This is a genomic window from Pseudomonas sp. C32 (assembly GCF_030417915.1).
In the GTDB taxonomy this organism is placed as follows: Bacteria; Pseudomonadota; Gammaproteobacteria; order Pseudomonadales; family Pseudomonadaceae; genus Aquipseudomonas.
This window is the reverse complement of sequence record NZ_JAUHUK010000010.1, coordinates 15,047-33,856: the sequence shown is the minus strand read 5'-3', so window position 1 is coordinate 33,856 and position 18,810 is coordinate 15,047. Positions and strand designations below refer to the sequence as shown.

The following is an 18,810-nucleotide window of genomic DNA, read 5'->3' as shown; positions in this document are numbered from 1 at the left end:
GAGTCCGTGGGTGGAGAGCAAGCGATAGTGGCACATTGGTGCTAATAATTTTGGCATTAGCCCAATAGCGATTGGTGCTAAGCGTCAGGCGATTTTCTTCTCGGGCGTCTCGAACACAGGTTCCAGGGCCGGTAAACCGAACGCTGCCCGGGCTGCATCGCAATCAGGGTTAGCGACGCCGTCGACCCAGGACGCATCAAATTCCCGGCAGGTGCTCGAGCGTTTGTCGTAGATCGAGCATTGCACCTCACTGCCCACATCACCCGCCAGGCTGATGCAGCGTACGGGTTTGCAACCGGTGCCGAGCATCGCTACCCGGCTGGGACTGATCTGATCGACAAGCTCATCGGGCACTGTTCCCCCTGCCGAGGTGCATTCACCCCAGAAGAACGACACGCGAAAATGAGAACAGCAGGCACCGCAATTCAGACACGGACTGGCTTCGGACATGGGCGATTATCTAAAAGGAGTGGGGACGCAGGGGGGGCAAACAAGGCCGCTATTCTAGGCTTCGCCAGCGGCTTGGGAAGGGGGTGTGACAGGTATTTTTTCAGGGTGCCGGCAGGCTGAAAATGCACGTCCCGCGAACGCTCCCACAGGTCATGCGTCATGGCCTGATATCAGCCTTGCGAATAATGACAGACAGCTCAGGCAGGCCTGTCTAGATTGCAGACTCCGGGGACAGTGACGCCCCCATAACAATAAAAGAGACGGACCCATGCAGAGCTCGACCCAAGCGGCGAATGCCTGGCGCATTCTGTTCCTGTTGTTCCTGGCCAACCTGTTCAACTTTTTCGACCGCACCATCCCGGCGATCATCATCGAACCGATCCGCATGGAATGGCACCTCAGTGACTTTCAACTGGGAATCATCGGTACGGCATTCACCATCGTCTACGCGATCGCCGGCCTGCCTCTGGGGCGCATGGCCGACACCGGTTCGCGCAGCAAGCTGATGGGCTGGGGCCTGGCAGTGTGGAGCGGTCTGACGGCGGTCAACGGTATGGTCGGCAGTTTCTGGAGTTTCCTGATCGTGCGCATGGGCGTCGGTATCGGTGAAGCCAGTTACGCGCCAGCGGCCAACTCGCTGATCGGCGACTTGTTCCCTGCTCACCGTCGTGCGCGAGCCATGGGCATCTTCATGCTCGGCTTGCCTTTGGGGCTTTTGCTGGCGTTCTTCACCATTGGCTGGATGGTCAAGGCCTTCGACAGCTGGCGTGCGCCGTTCTTTATCGCGGCGGTGCCGGGGCTGATCCTCGCGATTTTCATGTTCTTCATCAAGGAGCCCAAGCGCGGTGCCGCGGAGAGTGTGCAGGTTTCTCAGGAACGTATAGACCGGCCGATCCGCCGAGTGCTGGCGGTACCGACCTTCCTGTGGCTGGTCATGGCCGGCCTGTGTTTCAACTTCGCCACCTATGCCTGTAACTCGTTCCTGGTGCCGATGCTGCAGCGCTATTTCCTGATGCCGTTGCAGGAAGCGGCGGTGGCCACCGGTGTGATTGTCGGTGTCACCGGGTTGTTCGGCTTGACCCTTGGTGGCTGGATCGCAGACAAGATTCACCAGCGAGTGGCCAACGGTCGGCTGCTGTTTGCCGCATTCAGTCTGATCGTGTCCACCGTCTGCACCGCTTGGGCGCTGCACGCCGGTCGCATCGAGATCGGCGTTTTTGTAGCCGTGTTCAGCCTGGGTTGGCTGTTTGCCTACAACTTCTACACCTGCGTTTACACAGCGATTCAGGACGTGGTCGAGCCGCGCCTGCGGGCGACGGCGATGGCGCTGTTCTTTGCCGGGTTGTACCTGCTGGGTGGTGGTCTGGGGCCGGTGGTGGTGGGCGGTTTGTCCGATCACTTTGCCCACACGGCGATGCTGGCAGCCGGTGCCGAACAGATGACCGAGGCTTTCAAGGCTGTCGGCCTGCATGACGCCATGTACCTGATTCCGGTGGCGCTGTTTTTCACCATGGTGTTTCTGGTCTTGGCTTCGCGGTGTTTTGTGCGCGATGCCAAGCGGATGAAGGAGGGGTTGGTCGCCGTGGTTGAGCCAGAGGTTGCAGCGGCGACTGCATAATTGCTATCGCTAGCAGGCTAGCTCCCACATTGGATCTCCAGTGTGAATACGTCCCCTGTGGGAGCTAGCCTGCTAGCGATGAGGCCACCGGCATAACCACAAAAGTCAGATAAAAAAAGGCCCGCATCGCTGCGGGCCTTCTTTTTTGCAGGGTGGAGCAGGGGGACTTAACCCGCTACCAACACCCGGATCGCTTCCAGTCGCAGCGCCGCCTTGTCGAGCATGGCCAGGCCTTGCTCGCGTTGTTTGCGCAGGGCAACCAGTTCGCTGTCGCGCACGGTCGGGTTGACTGCTTGCAACGCGGTCAGACGCGCCAGTTCTTCGTCGGTATCGGCGGCCAGGCGACGTTGCGCTTCGGCGACACGCTCGGCGTGGCGCGGGAAGATTTTCGCTTCGCCGGCATTGATCCGTGGCGTCAGTTGATCGCGCTGAGCCTGGATGAACTTGTTGGCGCTGGCACGCGGTACGCTTTCCAGCTGATCGTTCAAGGTTTCGAACGACACGCGGGCCGACAGGTCGTTGCCGTTGGTGTCGAGCAGGCAGCGCAGGGCGGCCGGCGGCAGGTAACGGCCCAGTTGCAGCGAGCGCGGGGCAACCACTTCGCTGACATACAGCAGTTCCAGCAACACGGTGCCAGGTTTCAGCGCCTTGTTCTTGATCAGCGCCACGGCGGTGTTGCCCATGGAACCGGACAGCACCAGATCCATGCCGCCCTGAACCATCGGATGCTCCCAGGTGATGAACTGCATGTCCTCGCGGGACAGCGCCTGGTTACGGTCGTAGGTGATGGTCACGCCTTCGTCGTCGCCCAGCGGGAAGCTGGCGTCGAGCATTTTTTCGCTCGGCTTGAGGATCAGCGCGTTTTCCGAATGGTCTTCACTGTCGATGCCGAACGCGTCGAACAGGGTTTCCATGTAGATCGGCAGGGCGAACTGATCGTCTTGCTCAAGGATGTCTTCAACCAGTGCATCACCTTCGCCAGCACCACCGGAGTTGAGCTCCAGCAAACGGTCGCGGCCGGTGTGCAGCTCGGCTTCCAGGCGCTCACGTTCGGTGCGGGCTTCGTCGATCAACGCTTGCCACTCGCCATCGTCGGCTTCTTCGAGCAGCGGCAGCAGGCGTGGGCCGAACTGATGCTGCAAGGCGTTGCCGGTCGGGCAGGTGTTGAGGAAGGCGTTCAGCGCTTCGTGGTACCACTGGAACAGGCGCTCTTGCGGGCTGGTTTCCAGGTACGGCACGTGCAGTTCGATGATGTGCTTTTGGCCGATCCGGTCCAGACGCCCGATACGTTGTTCCAGCAGGTCCGGGTGGGACGGCAGGTCGAACAGCACCAGGTGATGGGAGAACTGGAAGTTGCGGCCTTCACTGCCGATTTCTGAGCAGATCAGCACTTGCGCGCCGAACTCTTCATCGGCGAAGTAGGCAGCGGCGCGGTCACGTTCGAGGATGTTCATGCCCTCATGGAACACCGTGGCCGGGATACCGGAGCGCACGCGCAGAGCGTCTTCCAGGTCCATGGCGGTTTCGGCGTGGGCGCAGATCACCAGCACTTTGGTGCGTTTGAGCATTTTCAGTTGGTCGATCAGCCATTCGACACGCGGGTCGAACTTCCACCAACGTTCTTCTTCATTGGCGTCCGGCTGGGCCTGGAAGCTGACTTCCGGGTACAGCTCGGCGTGATCGCCCAGCGGCAGTTCGAGGTATTCGTCGGGGCACGGCAGCGGGTACGGGTGCAGTTTGCGTTCCGGGAAACCCTGCACGGCGGCGCGGGTGTTACGGAACAGCACGCGGCCGGTGCCATGGCGGTCGAGCAGTTCGCGCACGAGGCGGGCGCTGGCTTCGGTGTCGCCATCGTTGACCGCGGTCAGCAGGGCTTCACCTTCGTTGCCGAGGAAACCGTGGATGGTCTTGTGTGCTTCAGGGGACAGGCGTCCCTTGTCGAGCAGTTCCTGAACGGCTTCGGCCACCGGGCGATAGTTTTCGCTCTCGGCGCGGAAGGCTTGCAGGTCGTGGAAACGGTTCGGGTCGAGCAGGCGCAGACGAGCGAAGTGGCTGTCCTGGCCCAGTTGTTCCGGGGTGGCGGTCAACAGCAGTACGCCGGGAATGGTTTCGGCGAGTTGTTCGACCAGCGAATATTGAGGGCTGACCTGATCTTCATGCCAGACCAAGTGGTGAGCCTCGTCGACCACCAGCAAGTCCCAACCCGCCGCGAACAGGGCGTCCTGGGCTTTCTCGTCGTCCACCAGCCATTCAAGTGCAACCAGCGCAAGCTGGGTGTCTTCGAACGGATTGGAGGCATCGCTTTCGATGAAGCGTTCTTCGTCGAACAGCGCGACTTGCAGGTTAAAGCGGCGGCGCATCTCGACCAGCCACTGGTGCTGGAGGTTTTCCGGTACCAGGATCAGTACGCGGTTGGCGCGGCCCGAGAGCAGTTGGCGATGGATCACCAGACCGGCTTCGATGGTTTTGCCCAGGCCCACTTCGTCGGCCAGCAGAACCCGTGGCGCGATACGGTCAGCCACTTCGCGGGCAATGTGCAGCTGGTGCGCGATCGGTTGCGCACGCACGCCGCCCAGGCCCCACAGCGAGGACTGCAACTGGCGGCTGGTGTGTTCCAGGGTGTGGTAACGCAGGGAGAACCAGGCCAGCGGATCGATCTGGCCGGCGAACAGTCGGTCGCTCGCCAAACGGAACTGGATGAAGTTCGACAGTTGGGTTTCCGGCAGGGTGACCACTTCGTTCTGCGCGTTGAGGCCGTGATAGACCAACAGGCCATCGACGTCGTCGACTTCGCGGACGGTCAGTTTCCAGCCTTCGAAGTGAGTGATGGAGTCACCCGGCGAAAACCGCACACGGGTGAGGGGCGCATTCCTTAGCGCGTACTGGCGAGTGTCGCCAGTGGCCGGGTAGAGCACGGTCAACAAGCGGCCGTCCTGTGCCAGAACGGTGCCTAAACCCAGCTCGGCTTCGCTGTCACTGATCCAGCGTTGCCCCGGTTGATACTGCTGCGCCATGCTGCCTGACTCCCACCTTGAAAAAGCGGGCTATCTTAACGGAATCGGACCTCCAGACCAAAAGGTTTACGGCACATGAGCTGCCGAAGGCTGCGATCTTTTGATCTCGGGGAACGCGTGAGTTCTACGTTGTCCGATAAAGATCGTAGTCGTCGGCAGCGCCTGCAAGTGCCAATTGAGTCACAGTTTGCGACCGATGGCTCAAGTCGCCATCCCCGCAGCCGACAGCCTGCTGACAGGAGACTGAAAATTATGCTGCCACCGATGCTCCCCTTGAGTGCCGTGCCGATCACTTCGCAACATGACCCGATCCGCCAGCGTCCGGAGATTCCACCGGTGGTGCCGGTGCAGGAAAGTTCGAAGGACAGCACCATCGACCTGCAGAACCGCGACCCGGAAGCGACCGCATTGCTGCTGCGTGAAGAGCAGCGCCGTAAACAGGAGCAGGAGCGCCGTCGCCGCGAAGCCGATGAGGACCCTGAGGCCTATCTGGCCATTCCGGGGGATGAGCTCAATACCGACAATACGGTTCCCGTTGCACCGCTGATGGAAGATCAGCCACGCCAAGGGTTGTGGGTCGATATCGAGATTTGAGCGCACGACTGGTCAGCGCTGGCGTCAGGCCGCATTATTGGCACAATCCTGCCCAACTTGCGGCGACTGAAACCTCATATCAAGCGATGCACTGAACGCCATGAGCCAAGACGACAAACTGATCGACCTCAATGCAGAACGCGCCAAGCGTGTTCATGACCTCAATGACAAGCGACTTAATGAAGTGCGCCAGGCATTCGAGCAGGCAATGCCATTGGGCAAAGCCAAGAAAAAGTCGAAGAGCAAACCGAAGAAACGCTGATACCTCCCCCGCATTGATTGATGCGGGTCAATCTTTTCCCTTCCGCTTGCCCAGTCTTGGGCGACATTGATCCCGGTCAATATTTTCTCCTGCCCGTTTGGTTAACTTAGCTCCATCGCAACACGGCAAGTACAGGAGACGCGTCATGTTTTTCGACAACGTGGTGATCGCCGGAGTGCTGACTGTCAGCCTCATGTTTGTATTTTTTGCAGGGTTCGGACTTTTTATCTGGAAGGATTCGCAAAAGCGCAAATAACCGTAGTTCCTTCCGGATGTAATGAGCACGCAAGGCATTTTAGGCAACTTCGGTTGCCTTTTTTTTTGCCTGTAAGAATGTAAATGCCAATAGAGAACACTGCGGGAGCGGTGTTTGCTGGATTTTAGAGGCATAAAAAAGGCGCGGTCCTTGCGGAGCGCGCCTTTTTCGTTGGGCTGCGTATCAGCTGCCCAGTGCCTTCGAGGCCAGCCAGAACAAACCGGCCGACAAGGCCACGGTCGCTGGCAGGGTCAGTACCCAAGCCAGCAGGATCGTTTTGACGGTGCCGCCCTGCAAGCCGCTTTTGTTAGCGACCATGGTCCCTGCCACGCCCGAGGACAGGACGTGGGTGGTGGACACTGGCAGGCTGAAGATGTTGGCCAGGCCGATCAGGCTGGCGGTGGTGATCTGGGCCGACATGCCCTGGGAATAGGTCATGCCCTGCTTGCCGATCTTCTCACCGATGGTCAGTACCACACGCTTCCAGCCCACCATGGTGCCAAGGCCCAGGGCCAGTGCGACCGCCAGAATCACCCAGAACGGCGCGTATTCGGTGGTGGTGGTCAGGTCTTTGCGCAGCTTGTCCAGGTCAGCCTTTTCACGCGGTGCCAGGCTTGGCAATTTGCTGACTTTCTTCGCGGTGTCATCCAGGCAAAGCAGGTAGCGACGCACTTCGATGCGGCTGTCCGACGACAACGAATGGTAGTCGGCTACGCCCTTGAGGGTGCCCAGCAGCGCGGTGATCGTCGGTTCGGTCTGTTGCGGGTTGCAACGGAACTTCTCCGGCAGGTCGCCTTCAACACTTTTGCCCAAGGCCAGGAACTCACCCAGGGTTTCAGAGTTGCGCTGGTAGAACTGACTCAGGTGCAAAGTGGCGTCGCGGGTCCGCTCGATCTGATAGGTGGTGCTGTTCAGGTCGAGTACGAACTGCGCCGGCACGATACCGATCAGTACCAGCATGATCAGGCCGATACCTTTCTGACCGTCGTTGGAACCGTGCACGAAGCTCACAGCCATGGCTGAAATCACCAGAACCAGACGGTTCCAGAACGGCGGGTGCTTCTTGTCGTCGATCTTGCGGCGCTCTTCCGGTGTCTTGTGCATCTTCGACAGAGGACGCCACCATTTAAGACCGATCAGGATCAGTGCAGCGATCAGGAAGCCTGCCATTGGCGAGAACACAAGCGACATGCCGATATCGATCGCTTTCTGCCAGTTCACGCCATCCGCCAACGGGATTTCGTTGATCAGGGCGTTCGCCAGGCCCACGCCGAGGATCGAACCGATCAGCGTATGGGAACTGGAGGCGGGGATACCGAAGTACCAGGTGCCCAGGTTCCAGGTGATGGCGGCGGCGAGCAACGAGAACACCATGGCCAGGCCGTGACCGGTGTTCACATTGATCAGCAGTTCTACCGGTAGCAGGTGGACGATGGCATACGCCACGCCGACACCGCCCAGCAACACGCCGAGGAAGTTGAACACACCGGAAAAGAACACTGCCAGGTGAGGCGGCATGGCTTTGGTATAGATAACGGTAGCCACCGCGTTAGCGGTGTCATGAAAGCCGTTGATGAACTCGAAGGCGAGGACAAAGGCCAGGGCGAGCAAGAGGCTCACAAGCACCCAAGCATCCAGTCCGCTGAATAAATCGATCATGAAGGTTTTCTGACCCGGTCATAAGGGGGCGGGATTATGCCAGAAAAGACTGACAATCAATGCATTCGCTGCTAATCGGTAACATTCTTCAACGATTTTTTTTTGAGCAGGACCCTAAGTCCCAGGGTTTTACTGTGATTTTTAAGTCATTGATATTGCTACAAAAAACCTAAATCGCAAGGGTTTGGCGCCTGACAGCGAAGGGCTTGAGCGCTTGTGTGAAATATCTGAGAAGACGGTCAGATATGGGCATTTTGGTGTGCCCATTGATCGAGATGGCCGCCGCCCGCTCGTAGCGGGCGCGGAAGGCAGCATCAATACATCCCGCTTTTAACAGGTGTAGAGGCAGGCCCTTGAAGGATCAGGCCGAAGCGGTCATGGCTCTTCGGCTTTGAGTTCCTTTTCCATTTTCTGAATTTCTTGCTGAAAAACCTGATCCTGAACGGTGGCGCGTTTACGCCAGGGTTTGCGCTCCGGTTCCGGTTGAGCGGCGTAAGTGGTGACTTCTCCGCCGTAAACTTCCTTGTAACGTTGTTCCTGGCGCTCAAGTTCCGCGCGCAGTTCGTCTTTCGTCACAGTGATACCTGATTGAGTTGAGATTATTTCTGGTGAAACGCGCTGCATCAAATCGACTGACCGCACTCGTCGAATGGACAACGCCTTTAAAGGCATCGTGCTGACAACAGTGTGATCAATGCTTCCATGTCGCAGGCGGCCACGGCACCAGAGTTGAACGGCTGACGTAGCATCAATTTCCTTTCTCACAGAGCGCACTGACGAAATCCTTGCAATGGAAGTCAGGCGATTGCTGTGGTCGGCAACGATGGAGCTCGACATTGCCGGGTAGCAGGAACGGCAAATAAAAACCCGCCCGCTACTGAATTGTATTATAGCGGCCGATTTGAAGAACACTATCTCTGAAGAGTTAAAAGTGAAGCCGGGTGTGTGATCTTTGTGCTCGAAAATTTAATGCCAAGTAAACGCATTGGCCGATATCGATGTGCGGTGATGCGTTTCTGACGTCATTAAGTCAATCAAGTTGCAGTAACTTGAACGGCCATTAGATCTGGGGCCGAGACCATGTAAATTCAAGTTGGCGAGGTGGGCATGAAAACTTGGCCGCGCTCGTTCAGGCAGGCAAACGACGGATTGCGATTATCGGTCGAGCGTTCGATAATCGCCCGATGTTGACGGCTCGGGGTTGTGCGACAAGCGCCAGCCCCTTGTAATAGCCGCTGATCCGTGCGGGAAAAGGACCTTATATGAACGATCAATTGCGCAATTCTTTCGCTTCCGTCGCCCCGCCCATCGTCGCGTCCCCGGCCAAGCGGATCCAGGCATTGACCGGTGACCCGGACTTCATGACCTCACTGGCCCGTGGCCTGGCCGTGGTGCAAGCGTTTCAGGAGCGCAAACGGCACCTGACCATCGCCCAGATCAGCCACCGCACGGAAATTCCCCGTGCCGCCGTGCGCCGTTGCCTGCACACCTTGATCAAACTCGGCTATGCCACCACCGACGGCCGCACTTATTCGTTGTTGCCCAAGGTGCTGACCCTCGGTCATGCCTATGTGTCCTCGACACCGCTGGCGGTTTCTGCCCAGCCTTATCTGGACCGCATGAGCGAGCAACTCCACGAGGCGTGCAACATGGCCACGCTGGAGGGCGAGGACATTCTGTACATCGCCCGGTCCGCAACCACTCAGCGCCTGATTTCGGTTGATCTGTCGGTGGGCGGGCGTTTACCGGCCTATTGCACGTCGATGGGCAGGATCCTGCTGGCCGCGCTGGATGACACGTCTTTGGGTGAGTACCTCGACCATGCCGAGTTGCAAGCCAAGACCAGCCGCACTATCCATACTCCCGAGGCGTTGCTCGAATGCCTGCAAGAAGTGCGGCAACAAGGGTGGTGCATCGTCGATCAGGAGCTCGAACAGGGCCTGCGTTCGATCGCCGTTCCGGTGTACGACGCTTCCGGTCAGGTGGTCGCCGCGCTCAATGTCAGCACCCATGCTGGCCGAGTCAGCCGCAACGAACTGGAGCAACGTTTCCTGCCCGGCCTGTTGAGTGCCAGCCGCGATCTCAGCGCTCAGCTGTTTGCCTAAGATGTTCGATAAACGCACAGAGTCGCGTTTATCGAATTGACGCTCTTTCCTCTGGCTCATTACTGTCGCGGCTTCGTCAGCGTCTGCTGACACTGTTCGCCTGCGATTCGTGGAATAAAAATAATGAACCAGCCTCAGTCTGCTGTAGGAAACTGCCTCGACGTGCAGTCCTTCATCAATGCCCAACCCATTTCGCGCTACCAGTGGCGCGTAGTGATCCTGTGTTTCCTGATTGTCTTCCTCGATGGCCTCGATACGGCGGCCATGGGGTTCATTGCGCCTGCGCTTTCTCAAGACTGGGGCATCGATCGCGCCAGTCTCGGCCCGGTGATGAGTGCAGCGTTGATCGGCATGGTCTTCGGCGCCCTGGGCTCCGGACCGCTGGCTGACCGCTTCGGGCGAAAAGTCGTACTGGTCGGCGCGGTGCTGTTGTTCGGCGCCTTCAGCCTGGCCTCTGCGTACAGCACCAATGTCGAGCAGTTGTTGGTGCTGCGCTTCCTGACCGGTCTGGGTCTGGGCGCCGGCATGCCGAACGCCACCACGCTGCTGTCGGAATACACCCCCGAGCGCAAAAAGTCCCTGCTGGTGACCAGCATGTTCTGCGGCTTCAACCTCGGCATGGCCGGTGGCGGATTCATTTCGGCCAAGCTGATTCCTGCGTTCGGCTGGCACAGCCTGTTGCTGATCGGCGGGGTCCTGCCGTTGATTCTCTCGGTGGTTTTGCTGTTCTGGTTGCCGGAGTCGGCGCGCTATCTCGTGGTTCGCAACCGCGGTACCGACAAGGTGCGCAAAGCGCTGGCACCGATTGACCCAAGCGTGGTCGCGCAGGCCTCCAGCTTCAGCGTGCCCGAACAGAAAACCGTGAAGGCGCGCAATGTGTTCGCGGTGATTTTCTCCGGCACCTACAGCGTCGGTACCTTGTTGCTGTGGCTGACCTACTTCATGGGCCTGGTCATTGTTTATCTGCTGACCAGTTGGTTGCCGACCCTGATGCGCGACAGCGGCGCGAGCATGGAGCAGGCAGCGTTCATCGGCGCGCTGTTCCAGTTTGGCGGCGTGCTCAGCGCAGTGGGCGTGGGCTGGGCGATGGATCGGTTCAATCCGCACAAGGTCATCGGCACTTTCTACCTGTTGGCAGGGGTGTTTGCCTATGCGGTGGGGCAGAGCCTGGGCAACATCACCCTCCTGGCGACGCTGGTGCTGGTGGCCGGGATGTGCGTCAACGGTGCGCAATCGGCGATGCCATCGCTGGCGGCGCGGTTCTATCCGACGCAGGGGCGTGCGACCGGTGTGTCGTGGATGCTCGGCATCGGTCGTTTCGGCGCCATCCTCGGTGCCTGGATGGGCGCCACGCTGTTGGGCCTCGGCTGGAACTTCGAGCAAGTGCTGACGGCGCTGGTGATTCCGGCCGCGCTGGCGACCGTGGCGGTGGTGATCAAGGGCATGGTCAGTCATGCGGATGCGACCTGATTCCGGTTTGAAATAGTGGTGTAGCAGTAAAAGATCGCAGCCTGCGGCAGCTCCTACAGGGGAATGTATAAATCTGTAGGAGCTGCCGCAGGCTGCGATCTTTTGGGGGCAGCGCATAAAGATAGCCAGGCAACAATGTGTTCGATAAACGAACGCTCAGTCGATTATCGGATTGTTTGGCGTTTTGCACGGGCTTAATCTTCAGTCATTCCGGCGCTGCGCATCGGCGCCTTCTTCCACTGTCGGTTAACAATAAACGGGAGCCTGCCCCAATGGCTGAAATCCTTTCGCTGCACGACGCGGTGAAGCAATTCGTAAACGACGGCGATACCGTTGCGCTCGAAGGCTTCACTCACTTGATCCCTACGGCGGCGGGTCACGAAATCATTCGCCAGGGCAAGAAAGACCTGACGCTGGTGCGGATGACCCCTGACCTGATCTACGACCAGTTGATCGGTGCCGGTTGTGCTCGCAAGCTGATTTTCTCCTGGGGCGGTAACCCGGGTGTTGGTTCGCTGCACCGTCTGCGTGACGCCGTCGAGAAGCAGTGGCCCCACGCGCTGGAAATCGAAGAACACAGCCACGCCGACCTGGCCAATGCCTACGTCGCCGGTGCTTCCGGCCTGCCATTCGCAGTGCTGCGTGCCTACGCCGGTTCTGACCTGCCGAAGGTCAACCCGCTGATCAAATCCGTGACCTGCCCGTTCACCGGTGAAGTGTTGGCCGCCGTGCCTTCTGTGCGTCCGGACATCACCGTGATTCACGCGCAGAAAGCCGACCGCAAGGGCAACGTGCTGCTCTGGGGCATCCTCGGCGTGCAAAAAGAAGCCGCACTGGCGGCCAAGCGCTGCATCGTCACCGTTGAAGAAATCGTCGACGACCTCAATGCACCGATGAACTCCTGTGTCTTGCCGACTTGGGCCTTGAGCGCGGTTTGCCACGTACCTGGCGGTGCGCATCCTTCTTACGCCCACGGTTACAACGAGCGCGACAACCGCTTCTATCAAGCCTGGGACCCGATTGCCCGCGACCGTGAAACCTTTACCGCGTGGATCAACGAGTACATCCATGGCAGCGCTGACTTCAGCGAGTTCCAGGCCAAACTGGCCGCCGCTTCGGAGGCGAAGTAATGACTTACACCACCAATGAAATGATGACCGTCGCCGCTGCCCGTCGCTTGAAGAACGGTTCGGTGTGCTTCGTCGGTATCGGCCTGCCGTCGAAAGCGGCCAACCTGGCGCGCCTGACTTCCTCGCCTGATGTCGTCTTGATCTACGAATCGGGTCCGATTGGGGCCAAGCCGAGCGTATTGCCACTGTCGATCGGTGACGGTGAACTGGCGGAAACCGCTGACACCGTCGTACCGACCGGTGAGATTTTTCGCTATTGGTTGCAGGGCGGTCGCATTGACGTCGGCTTCCTCGGCGCGGCGCAGGTCGACCGTTTCGGCAACATCAACACCACCGTGGTCGGTGATTACCACTCGCCGAAAGTGCGCCTGCCAGGTGCCGGTGGCGCGCCGGAGATCGCCGGTTCCGCCAAGAGCGTGCTGATCATCCTCAAGCAGTCGGCGCGTTCGTTTGTCGACAAGCTCGACTTCATTACCTCGGTCGGCCATGGTGAGGGCGGCGATTCGCGCAAGCGTCTCGGCCTGCCAGGCGCCGGTCCGGTCGGCATCATTACCGACCTGTGCATCATGGAACCGGAGGAGGGTACCCACGAGTTCGTGGTCACCGCACTGCACCCGGGCGTGACCCGCGAACAAGTGGTAGCGGCCACCGGTTGGGCGATTCGCTTTGCCGACACGATTGAACACACCGCCGAGCCGACTGAAGTCGAGCTGACCGCGCTGCGCGATCTCGAAGCCCGTACCGCGGCCGCCCACGGCCAAGCTCCCGGAGAAGCGTGATGCGTGACGTTTATATCTGCGACGCGATCCGCACTCCCATCGGCCGTTTCGGCGGCGGCTTGTCGACGGTTCGCGCCGACGACCTGGCCGCCGTGCCGATCAAGGCCTTGATGGAACGCAATCCGTCGGTGGACTGGAACGCCGTGGACGAGGTGTTCCTCGGCTGCGCCAACCAGGCTGGTGAAGACAATCGCAACGTGGCGCGCATGGCGCTGCTGCTGGCCGGCCTGCCGGAAACCATTCCGGGTGTGACCCTCAACCGCCTCTGCGCTTCGGGCATGGATGCCATCGGCACCGCGTTCCGCGCTATCGCCAGTGGCGAGATGGAGCTGGCGATTGCCGGTGGCGTCGAGTCGATGTCCCGTGCGCCGTTCGTGATGGGCAAGGCCGACGCGGCGTTTTCGCGCAACATGAAACTGGAAGACACCACCATCGGCTGGCGCTTTATCAACCCGTTGATGAAAGCCCAGTACGGTGTGGACGCGATGCCGCAGACTGCTGACAACGTTGCGGATGACTACAAGGTATCTCGCGCCGATCAGGACGCGTTCGCCCTACGCAGTCAGCAACGCACCGCCGCCGCGCAAGCCGCAGGCTTTTTCGCCGAAGAAATCGTCGAAGTGCGCATTGCCCACAAGAAGGGTGAAACCGTGGTCAGCCAGGACGAACATCCTCGCGCCGACACCACGCTCGAAGCCCTGACCAAACTGAAACCGGTCAACGGCCCCGACAAAACCGTCACGGCCGGCAATGCCTCGGGCGTGAACGACGGTGCTGCCGCGTTGATCCTGGCCTCGGCCGAAGCGGTGAAGAAACACGGCCTGACGGCCCGTGCCAAAGTGCTGGGCATGGCCAGCGCCGGTGTTGCCCCGCGTGTAATGGGCATCGGTCCGGTACCGGCAGTGCGTAAACTGATCGAGCGCCTCGGCGTGGCGGTCAGCGATTTCGACGTGATCGAACTCAACGAAGCCTTCGCCAGCCAGGGTTTGGCAGTGTTGCGTGAACTGGGGATCGCGGATGATGCGGCGCAGGTCAACCCGAACGGCGGCGCCATTGCCTTGGGGCATCCGTTGGGCATGAGTGGCGCGCGGTTGGTGTTGACCGCTTTGCATCAGCTGGAAAAAACCGGCGGCAAGAAAGGTCTGGCGACTATGTGCGTCGGCGTTGGCCAAGGTCTGGCACTGGCGATCGAGCGCGTCTGACACGCGCCGTCGACTTATAAGAATTGAGGAAAGTGTAATGACTGACAAGCCTGGTTACCGTCGCCCGCAGGAAGGCACCCAGCCGCCTTATCTGCATCCGACCTACCAATCCACCAACCTGCGCTCGCCGTCCAAGCCGTTGGTGTTCCTGCCGCATTCGTTGTCGGAAATTACCGGTCCGACCGTAGGTGCCGAACGCATCAACGAGAAGGACAACGACCTGACCGCCCAGCATGACGCGGAACCTCAGGGTGAGCGCATCATCATCCACGGCCGCGTGCTGGACGAAAACGGTCTGCCGGTGCCGGGGATTCTGGTGGAGATCTGGCAGGCCAACGCCGCCGGTCGCTACGCCCATGCCCGTGATTTGCACGACGCGCCGCTGGACCCGAACTTCACCGGCACTGGCCGCACCGTGACCGACGCCGATGGCTGGTATCAGTTCCAGACCATCAAGCCTGGCGCCTATCCGTGGGGCAACCACCACAATGCCTGGCGCCCGGCGCACATCCATTTTTCGCTGTTCGGGCCGAGTATCCTCACGCGTCTGGTCACCCAAATGTACTTCCCGGGCGATCCGCTGCTGGCCTACGACCCGATCTACAACTGTGTGCCGGATACCCGCGCCAAAGAGCGTTTGATCGCCACGTTCGATCTGGAAAAAACCATCCCTTCCTATGCCCTCGGTTATCGCTGGGACATCGTTTTGCGCGGCCGCGACGCCACGCCGATGGAGAAATAAGATGACGCTGAATGCGACCACGTCCCACACCGTCGGGCCGTACTACCACATCGGCCTGACCTGGCTGAATCGTGAAAATCTGGCTGTCGAGCAAACCCTGGGCGAACGCGTGGCGATCACCGGGCAAGTGGTCGATGGCAACGGCGACGTCGTCAACGACGCCATGCTGGAAGTCTGGCAGGCCAACGCGGCCGGCAAGTACGACCACCCGGAAGACGACCAGGACAAACCCCTGGACCCGAACTTTGAAGGCTTTGGTCGGGTGCCGGTGGATGCCGAAGGGCGTTTCCGTTTCACCACGATCAAACCGGGTACCGTCGAAGGCCTGAAAGGCACGACCCAGGCCCCGCACCTGGTGGTGCTGGTGTTCGCCCGTGGTTTGGTGAAGCACCTGCTGACGCGGATCTACTTTGATGGCGAACCGGCCAACGTCGACGATCCGCTGCTCGAATGCGTACCGGCCGAACGCCGCAGCACGCTGATGGCGAAGCAGGATGCATCAGGTGTTTACCAGTGGAATGTGATTCTGCAGGGCACCGATGCCGAGACGGTGTTCTTCGATTATTGATCCGGCATGGCCATAAGCGCTTTTGTGGCGAGGGGGCTTGCCCCCGTTCGGCTGCGAAGCAGTCGTCAAAATAGGCTGCACGATCCATCAGACAGACCGCATTGGCCGGTTTTGGGGTCGCTTCGCAACCCAACGGGGGCAAGCCCCCTCGCCACAGGGATTCGAATTGCTGATGCATCTGCGGAACGGGACTGTTGCAAAGTGTGTCTAGACTCTCACCGTCCCCATTGAGTGAAAAAACGATGACAACACCCACAGCGCCTACAGCTCTTTATACCGGCGAAGAGCGTAGCAAGCGGATCTTCGCCATTGTCGGTGCCTCGTCCGGCAACCTCGTCGAATGGTTCGACTTCTACGTCTACGCCTTCTGCGCAATCTACTTCGCGCCTGCGTTTTTCCCGTCCGACAACCCCACGGTGCAGTTGGTCAACACCGCTGGCGTGTTTGCCGCCGGGTTCCTGATGCGGCCGATTGGCGGCTGGATTTTCGGCCGTGTCGCGGACAAGCACGGGCGCAAGAACTCGATGCTGATCTCGATTCTGATGATGTGCTTCGGCTCATTGCTGATCGCCTGCCTGCCAACGTACAAGGACATCGGTGTCTGGGCGCCGATCCTGTTGCTGTTCGCGCGTTTGCTGCAAGGCTTGTCGGTGGGCGGCGAGTACGGCACCACCGCGACCTACATGAGCGAAGTGGCACTCAAGGGCCAGCGCGGGTTCTACGCGTCGTTCCAGTACGTGACATTGATTGGCGGGCAATTGCTGGCGGTGTCGCTGGTGGTGGTCCTGCAACAAATCCTCACTGAAGAAGACCTGCGTGCCTACGGCTGGCGGATTCCGTTCGTGGTCGGTGCAGTGGCGGCGCTGATTTCGCTGTTCCTGCGTCGTTCGCTGAAAGAAACCACCAGCAAGGAAATGCGCGAAAACAAGGACGCCGGCAGTATCAAGGCACTGTTCCGCGACCACAAAGCCGCGTTCATCACCGTGCTCGGTTACACCGCCGGTGGCTCGCTGATTTTCTACACCTTCACCACGTACATGCAGAAGTACCTGGTGAACACCGCCGGCATGCACGCCAAGACGGCCAGTTACATCATGACTGGCGCGCTGTTTCTTTATATGTGCATGCAGCCGATCTTCGGCATGCTCGCGGACAAGATTGGCCGACGTAATTCGATGCTCTGGTTCGGCGCGCTGGGTACCTTGTGCACCGTGCCGATCCTGCTTAGCCTCAAAAGCGTCAGCAGCCCGTTCATGGCTTTTGTGCTGATTACCCTGGCGCTGGCGATCGTGAGTTTTTACACCTCGATCAGCGGTCTGGTGAAAGCCGAGATGTTCCCCCCGCAAGTGCGCGCACTGGGCGTTGGCCTGGCGTATGCGGTGGCGAATGCGATCTTCGGTGGCTCGGCGGAATACGTGGCTCTGAGCCTCAAGGCCGTTGGGATGGAAAACTCCTTTTATTGGTACGTGACGGTGATGATGGCGATCGCCTTCCTGTTCAGCCTGCGTTTGCCGAAACAGGCGAAGTATCTGCACCACGATCTTTGATCTTCACGCGCGGGTCGCCAAGGCCCGCGCCTTCAGGAACTGTTTATGAACCAGCGACCGGGCAATCAATTGTTCGATGCCTATTTCACGGCGCGTGATATGCGTGAAGTGTTCTGCGATCAGGGCCGGGTCCAGGCCATGCTCGATTTCGAAGCGGCACTGGCCCGTGCTGAAGCGCGGGTTGGCTTGATTCCGGTGAGTGCGGTCGCGCCGATTGAGGCGGCGTGCAGCGCCGGGCATTACGACTTTGCCACCCTCGCCGAGGCGATTGCCACGGCGGGGAACTCGGCGATTCCGTTGGTCAAGGCACTGGGCAAACAGATCGCCGCGCAAAATGCCGAGGCTGAGCGATACGTGCATCTGGGTGCGACCAGCCAGGACGTGATGGACAGCGGCCTGGTGCTGCAATTGCGCCGAGCGTTGGAATTGATTGAAAAAGATCTCGCGGACCTGGGCCAATCCCTTGCGACTCAGGCCCAGCGATATGCCGCCACTCCGCTGGCGGGGCGCACCTGGTTGCAGCATGCGACACCGGTCACCCTCGGCATGAAAATCGCCGGTTGGCTGGGCGCCGTGACACGCAGCCGCCAACGTTTGGCCGAACTCAAACCGCGTCTGCTGGTGCTGCAATTCGGCGGTGCTTCCGGAACCCTCGCGGCACTTGGCGAGCAAGCGATGCCAATTGCCCAGGCGCTATCCGAAGAACTGCAACTGACCTTGCCCGACCAGCCGTGGCACACCCAGCGCGATCGCGTGGTGGAATTCGGCGCGGTACTTGGCCTGATCGCCGGCAGCCTCGGCAAAATGGGCCGCGACATCAGCCTGTTGATGCAAACCGAAGCCGCCGAAGTGTTCGAACCTTCGGCGCCGGGCAAGGGCGGCTCTTCGACCATGCCGCACAAACGCAACCCGGTGGGCGCGGCGGTGCTGATCGGCGCGGCGACCCGTGTTCCCGGTTTGCTCTCGACCCTGTTCAGCGCCATGCCTCAGGAACACGAGCGCAGTCTCGGCCTGTGGCATGCCGAATGGGAAACCCTGCCGGAGATTTGCTGCCTGGTGTCCGGCAGTCTGCAACAAGCACTGTTGATCGCGCAGGGGCTGGAAGTGGACGCTGCACGCATGACCCGCAACCTCGATTTGACCCAGGGCCTGGTACTCGCCGAAGCGGTGAGCATCGTCCTCGCGCAACGGGTGGGGCGCGATACCGCGCATCATCTGCTGGAACAATGCTGCAAACGTGCCGTGGCCGAACAGCGTCATCTGCGTGCGGTGCTCGGCGACGAGCCGCAAGTGACGGCCGAGTTGTCGGCCGCCGAACTCGATCATCTGCTGGACCCCGCCCACTACCTCGGCCAGGCCAAAACCTGGGTCGAGCGAGCTGTGGCTGAACATTCTGCATTGACTGCCTGAAGGA

At 60.0% G+C, this 18,810-nt stretch carries 17 protein-coding genes; 13 read left to right on the top strand and 4 right to left on the bottom strand.

Annotated elements, in window-relative coordinates:
* Window positions 1–84: 84 nt before the first annotated feature.
* Window positions 85–450 carry a YkgJ family cysteine cluster protein gene (locus QYH43_RS13165; RefSeq protein WP_301157163.1) on the bottom strand — a complete coding sequence of 122 codons (366 nt, stop codon included), beginning with the start codon at window positions 448–450 and terminating at the stop codon, window positions 85–87.
* Between the two features lie 268 nt (window positions 451–718).
* Here QYH43_RS13165 and QYH43_RS13160 point away from each other — a divergent pair, with 268 nt between their 5' ends.
* A complete protein-coding gene (locus QYH43_RS13160) occupies window positions 719–2,068 on the top strand; it encodes an MFS transporter (protein WP_301157162.1) in 1,350 nt (449 codons plus the stop codon).
* 167 nt (window positions 2,069–2,235) lie between these two features.
* Here QYH43_RS13160 and rapA read toward each other — a convergent pair whose 3' ends face one another.
* Window positions 2,236–5,082, bottom strand: a complete 2,847-nt coding sequence (gene rapA / locus QYH43_RS13155; RefSeq protein WP_095058728.1) for an RNA polymerase-associated protein RapA — start codon at window positions 5,080–5,082, stop codon at window positions 2,236–2,238.
* 252 nt (window positions 5,083–5,334) lie between these two features.
* Here rapA and QYH43_RS13150 point away from each other — a divergent pair, with 252 nt between their 5' ends.
* The 3 genes from QYH43_RS13150 to ccoM all read left to right on the top strand — a co-directional run bounded on the left by QYH43_RS13150 (window position 5,335) and on the right by ccoM (window position 6,194).
* The gene (locus tag QYH43_RS13150) at window positions 5,335–5,676 is read left to right on the top strand and encodes an aspartate-semialdehyde dehydrogenase (RefSeq protein WP_301157161.1); all 342 of its coding nucleotides are present in this window, start codon (window positions 5,335–5,337) and stop codon (window positions 5,674–5,676) included.
* Window positions 5,677–5,776: 100 nt separating this feature from the next.
* Window positions 5,777–5,938, top strand: coding sequence for a hypothetical protein (locus QYH43_RS13145; RefSeq protein ID WP_301157160.1), 162 nt, complete (start codon window positions 5,777–5,779; stop codon window positions 5,936–5,938).
* Window positions 5,939–6,083: 145 nt separating this feature from the next.
* Window positions 6,084–6,194 carry a cytochrome c oxidase subunit CcoM gene (gene ccoM, locus QYH43_RS13140; protein WP_007998356.1) on the top strand — a complete coding sequence of 37 codons (111 nt, stop codon included), beginning with the start codon at window positions 6,084–6,086 and terminating at the stop codon, window positions 6,192–6,194.
* A 183-nt stretch (window positions 6,195–6,377) separates the two neighbouring features.
* Here the strand turns inward: ccoM and QYH43_RS13135 are convergent, their stop codons facing one another.
* A complete protein-coding gene (locus tag QYH43_RS13135; RefSeq protein ID WP_095058725.1) occupies window positions 6,378–7,853 on the bottom strand; it encodes an inorganic phosphate transporter in 1,476 nt (491 codons plus the stop codon).
* 375 nt (window positions 7,854–8,228) lie between these two features.
* On the bottom strand, window positions 8,229–8,429 hold the full coding sequence (locus QYH43_RS13130) for a hypothetical protein (protein WP_008054177.1): 201 nt from the start codon (window positions 8,427–8,429) through the stop codon (window positions 8,229–8,231).
* Window positions 8,430–9,115: 686 nt separating this feature from the next.
* Here QYH43_RS13130 and pcaR point away from each other — a divergent pair.
* From pcaR to QYH43_RS13085, 9 genes are all read left to right on the top strand, one after another.
* Window positions 9,116–9,958, top strand: coding sequence for a pca regulon transcriptional regulator PcaR (pcaR, locus tag QYH43_RS13125; RefSeq protein ID WP_095058724.1), 843 nt, complete (start codon window positions 9,116–9,118; stop codon window positions 9,956–9,958).
* A gap of 123 nt (window positions 9,959–10,081) precedes the next feature.
* On the top strand, window positions 10,082–11,428 hold the full coding sequence (locus QYH43_RS13120; protein ID WP_301157159.1) for an MFS transporter: 1,347 nt from the start codon (window positions 10,082–10,084) through the stop codon (window positions 11,426–11,428).
* Window positions 11,429–11,700: 272 nt separating this feature from the next.
* Window positions 11,701–12,558 carry a CoA transferase subunit A gene (locus QYH43_RS13115; RefSeq protein WP_008054173.1) on the top strand — a complete coding sequence of 286 codons (858 nt, stop codon included), beginning with the start codon at window positions 11,701–11,703 and terminating at the stop codon, window positions 12,556–12,558.
* On the top strand, window positions 12,558–13,337 hold the full coding sequence (locus QYH43_RS13110; RefSeq protein WP_095058722.1) for a CoA-transferase subunit beta: 780 nt from the start codon (window positions 12,558–12,560) through the stop codon (window positions 13,335–13,337). The genes QYH43_RS13115 and QYH43_RS13110 overlap by 1 nt, the downstream gene beginning before the upstream one ends.
* Window positions 13,334–14,539 (top strand): 3-oxoadipyl-CoA thiolase, encoded by a 1,206-nt coding sequence (pcaF, locus tag QYH43_RS13105; RefSeq protein WP_174245503.1) that lies wholly within the window; start codon window positions 13,334–13,336, stop codon window positions 14,537–14,539. Before QYH43_RS13110 ends, pcaF begins: the two co-directional genes overlap by 4 nt.
* 37 nt (window positions 14,540–14,576) lie before the next feature.
* Window positions 14,577–15,281, top strand: coding sequence for a protocatechuate 3,4-dioxygenase subunit beta (pcaH, locus tag QYH43_RS13100; RefSeq protein WP_095058721.1), 705 nt, complete (start codon window positions 14,577–14,579; stop codon window positions 15,279–15,281).
* A 1-nt stretch (window position 15,282) separates the two neighbouring features.
* A complete protein-coding gene (pcaG, locus tag QYH43_RS13095; RefSeq protein WP_095058720.1) occupies window positions 15,283–15,849 on the top strand; it encodes a protocatechuate 3,4-dioxygenase subunit alpha in 567 nt (188 codons plus the stop codon).
* A 242-nt stretch (window positions 15,850–16,091) separates the two neighbouring features.
* Window positions 16,092–17,396, top strand: coding sequence for an MFS family transporter (locus QYH43_RS13090; protein WP_095058719.1), 1,305 nt, complete (start codon window positions 16,092–16,094; stop codon window positions 17,394–17,396).
* 45 nt (window positions 17,397–17,441) lie between these two features.
* The gene (locus tag QYH43_RS13085; RefSeq protein WP_095058718.1) at window positions 17,442–18,806 is read left to right on the top strand and encodes a 3-carboxy-cis,cis-muconate cycloisomerase; all 1,365 of its coding nucleotides are present in this window, start codon (window positions 17,442–17,444) and stop codon (window positions 18,804–18,806) included.
* Window positions 18,807–18,810 lie beyond the last annotated feature (4 nt).

Coding starts and splice junctions, on each gene's coding strand:
- QYH43_RS13160 (WP_301157162.1), top strand. CDS start 719: ATGCAGAGCTCGACCCAAGCGGCGAATGCCTGGCGCATTCTGTTCCTG.
- pcaG (WP_095058720.1), top strand. CDS start 15,283: ATGACGCTGAATGCGACCACGTCCCACACCGTCGGGCCGTACTACCAC.
- QYH43_RS13145 (WP_301157160.1), top strand. CDS start 5,777: ATGAGCCAAGACGACAAACTGATCGACCTCAATGCAGAACGCGCCAAG.
- QYH43_RS13150 (WP_301157161.1), top strand. CDS start 5,335: ATGCTGCCACCGATGCTCCCCTTGAGTGCCGTGCCGATCACTTCGCAA.
- pcaH (WP_095058721.1), top strand. CDS start 14,577: ATGACTGACAAGCCTGGTTACCGTCGCCCGCAGGAAGGCACCCAGCCG.
- QYH43_RS13135 (WP_095058725.1), bottom strand. CDS start 7,853: ATGATCGATTTATTCAGCGGACTGGATGCTTGGGTGCTTGTGAGCCTC.
- QYH43_RS13090 (WP_095058719.1), top strand. CDS start 16,092: ATGACAACACCCACAGCGCCTACAGCTCTTTATACCGGCGAAGAGCGT.
- QYH43_RS13085 (WP_095058718.1), top strand. CDS start 17,442: ATGAACCAGCGACCGGGCAATCAATTGTTCGATGCCTATTTCACGGCG.
- QYH43_RS13110 (WP_095058722.1), top strand. CDS start 12,558: ATGACTTACACCACCAATGAAATGATGACCGTCGCCGCTGCCCGTCGC.
- QYH43_RS13115 (WP_008054173.1), top strand. CDS start 11,701: ATGGCTGAAATCCTTTCGCTGCACGACGCGGTGAAGCAATTCGTAAAC.
- QYH43_RS13165 (WP_301157163.1), bottom strand. CDS start 450: ATGTCCGAAGCCAGTCCGTGTCTGAATTGCGGTGCCTGCTGTTCTCAT.
- ccoM (WP_007998356.1), top strand. CDS start 6,084: ATGTTTTTCGACAACGTGGTGATCGCCGGAGTGCTGACTGTCAGCCTC.
- QYH43_RS13120 (WP_301157159.1), top strand. CDS start 10,082: ATGAACCAGCCTCAGTCTGCTGTAGGAAACTGCCTCGACGTGCAGTCC.
- pcaR (WP_095058724.1), top strand. CDS start 9,116: ATGAACGATCAATTGCGCAATTCTTTCGCTTCCGTCGCCCCGCCCATC.
- rapA (WP_095058728.1), bottom strand. CDS start 5,082: ATGGCGCAGCAGTATCAACCGGGGCAACGCTGGATCAGTGACAGCGAA.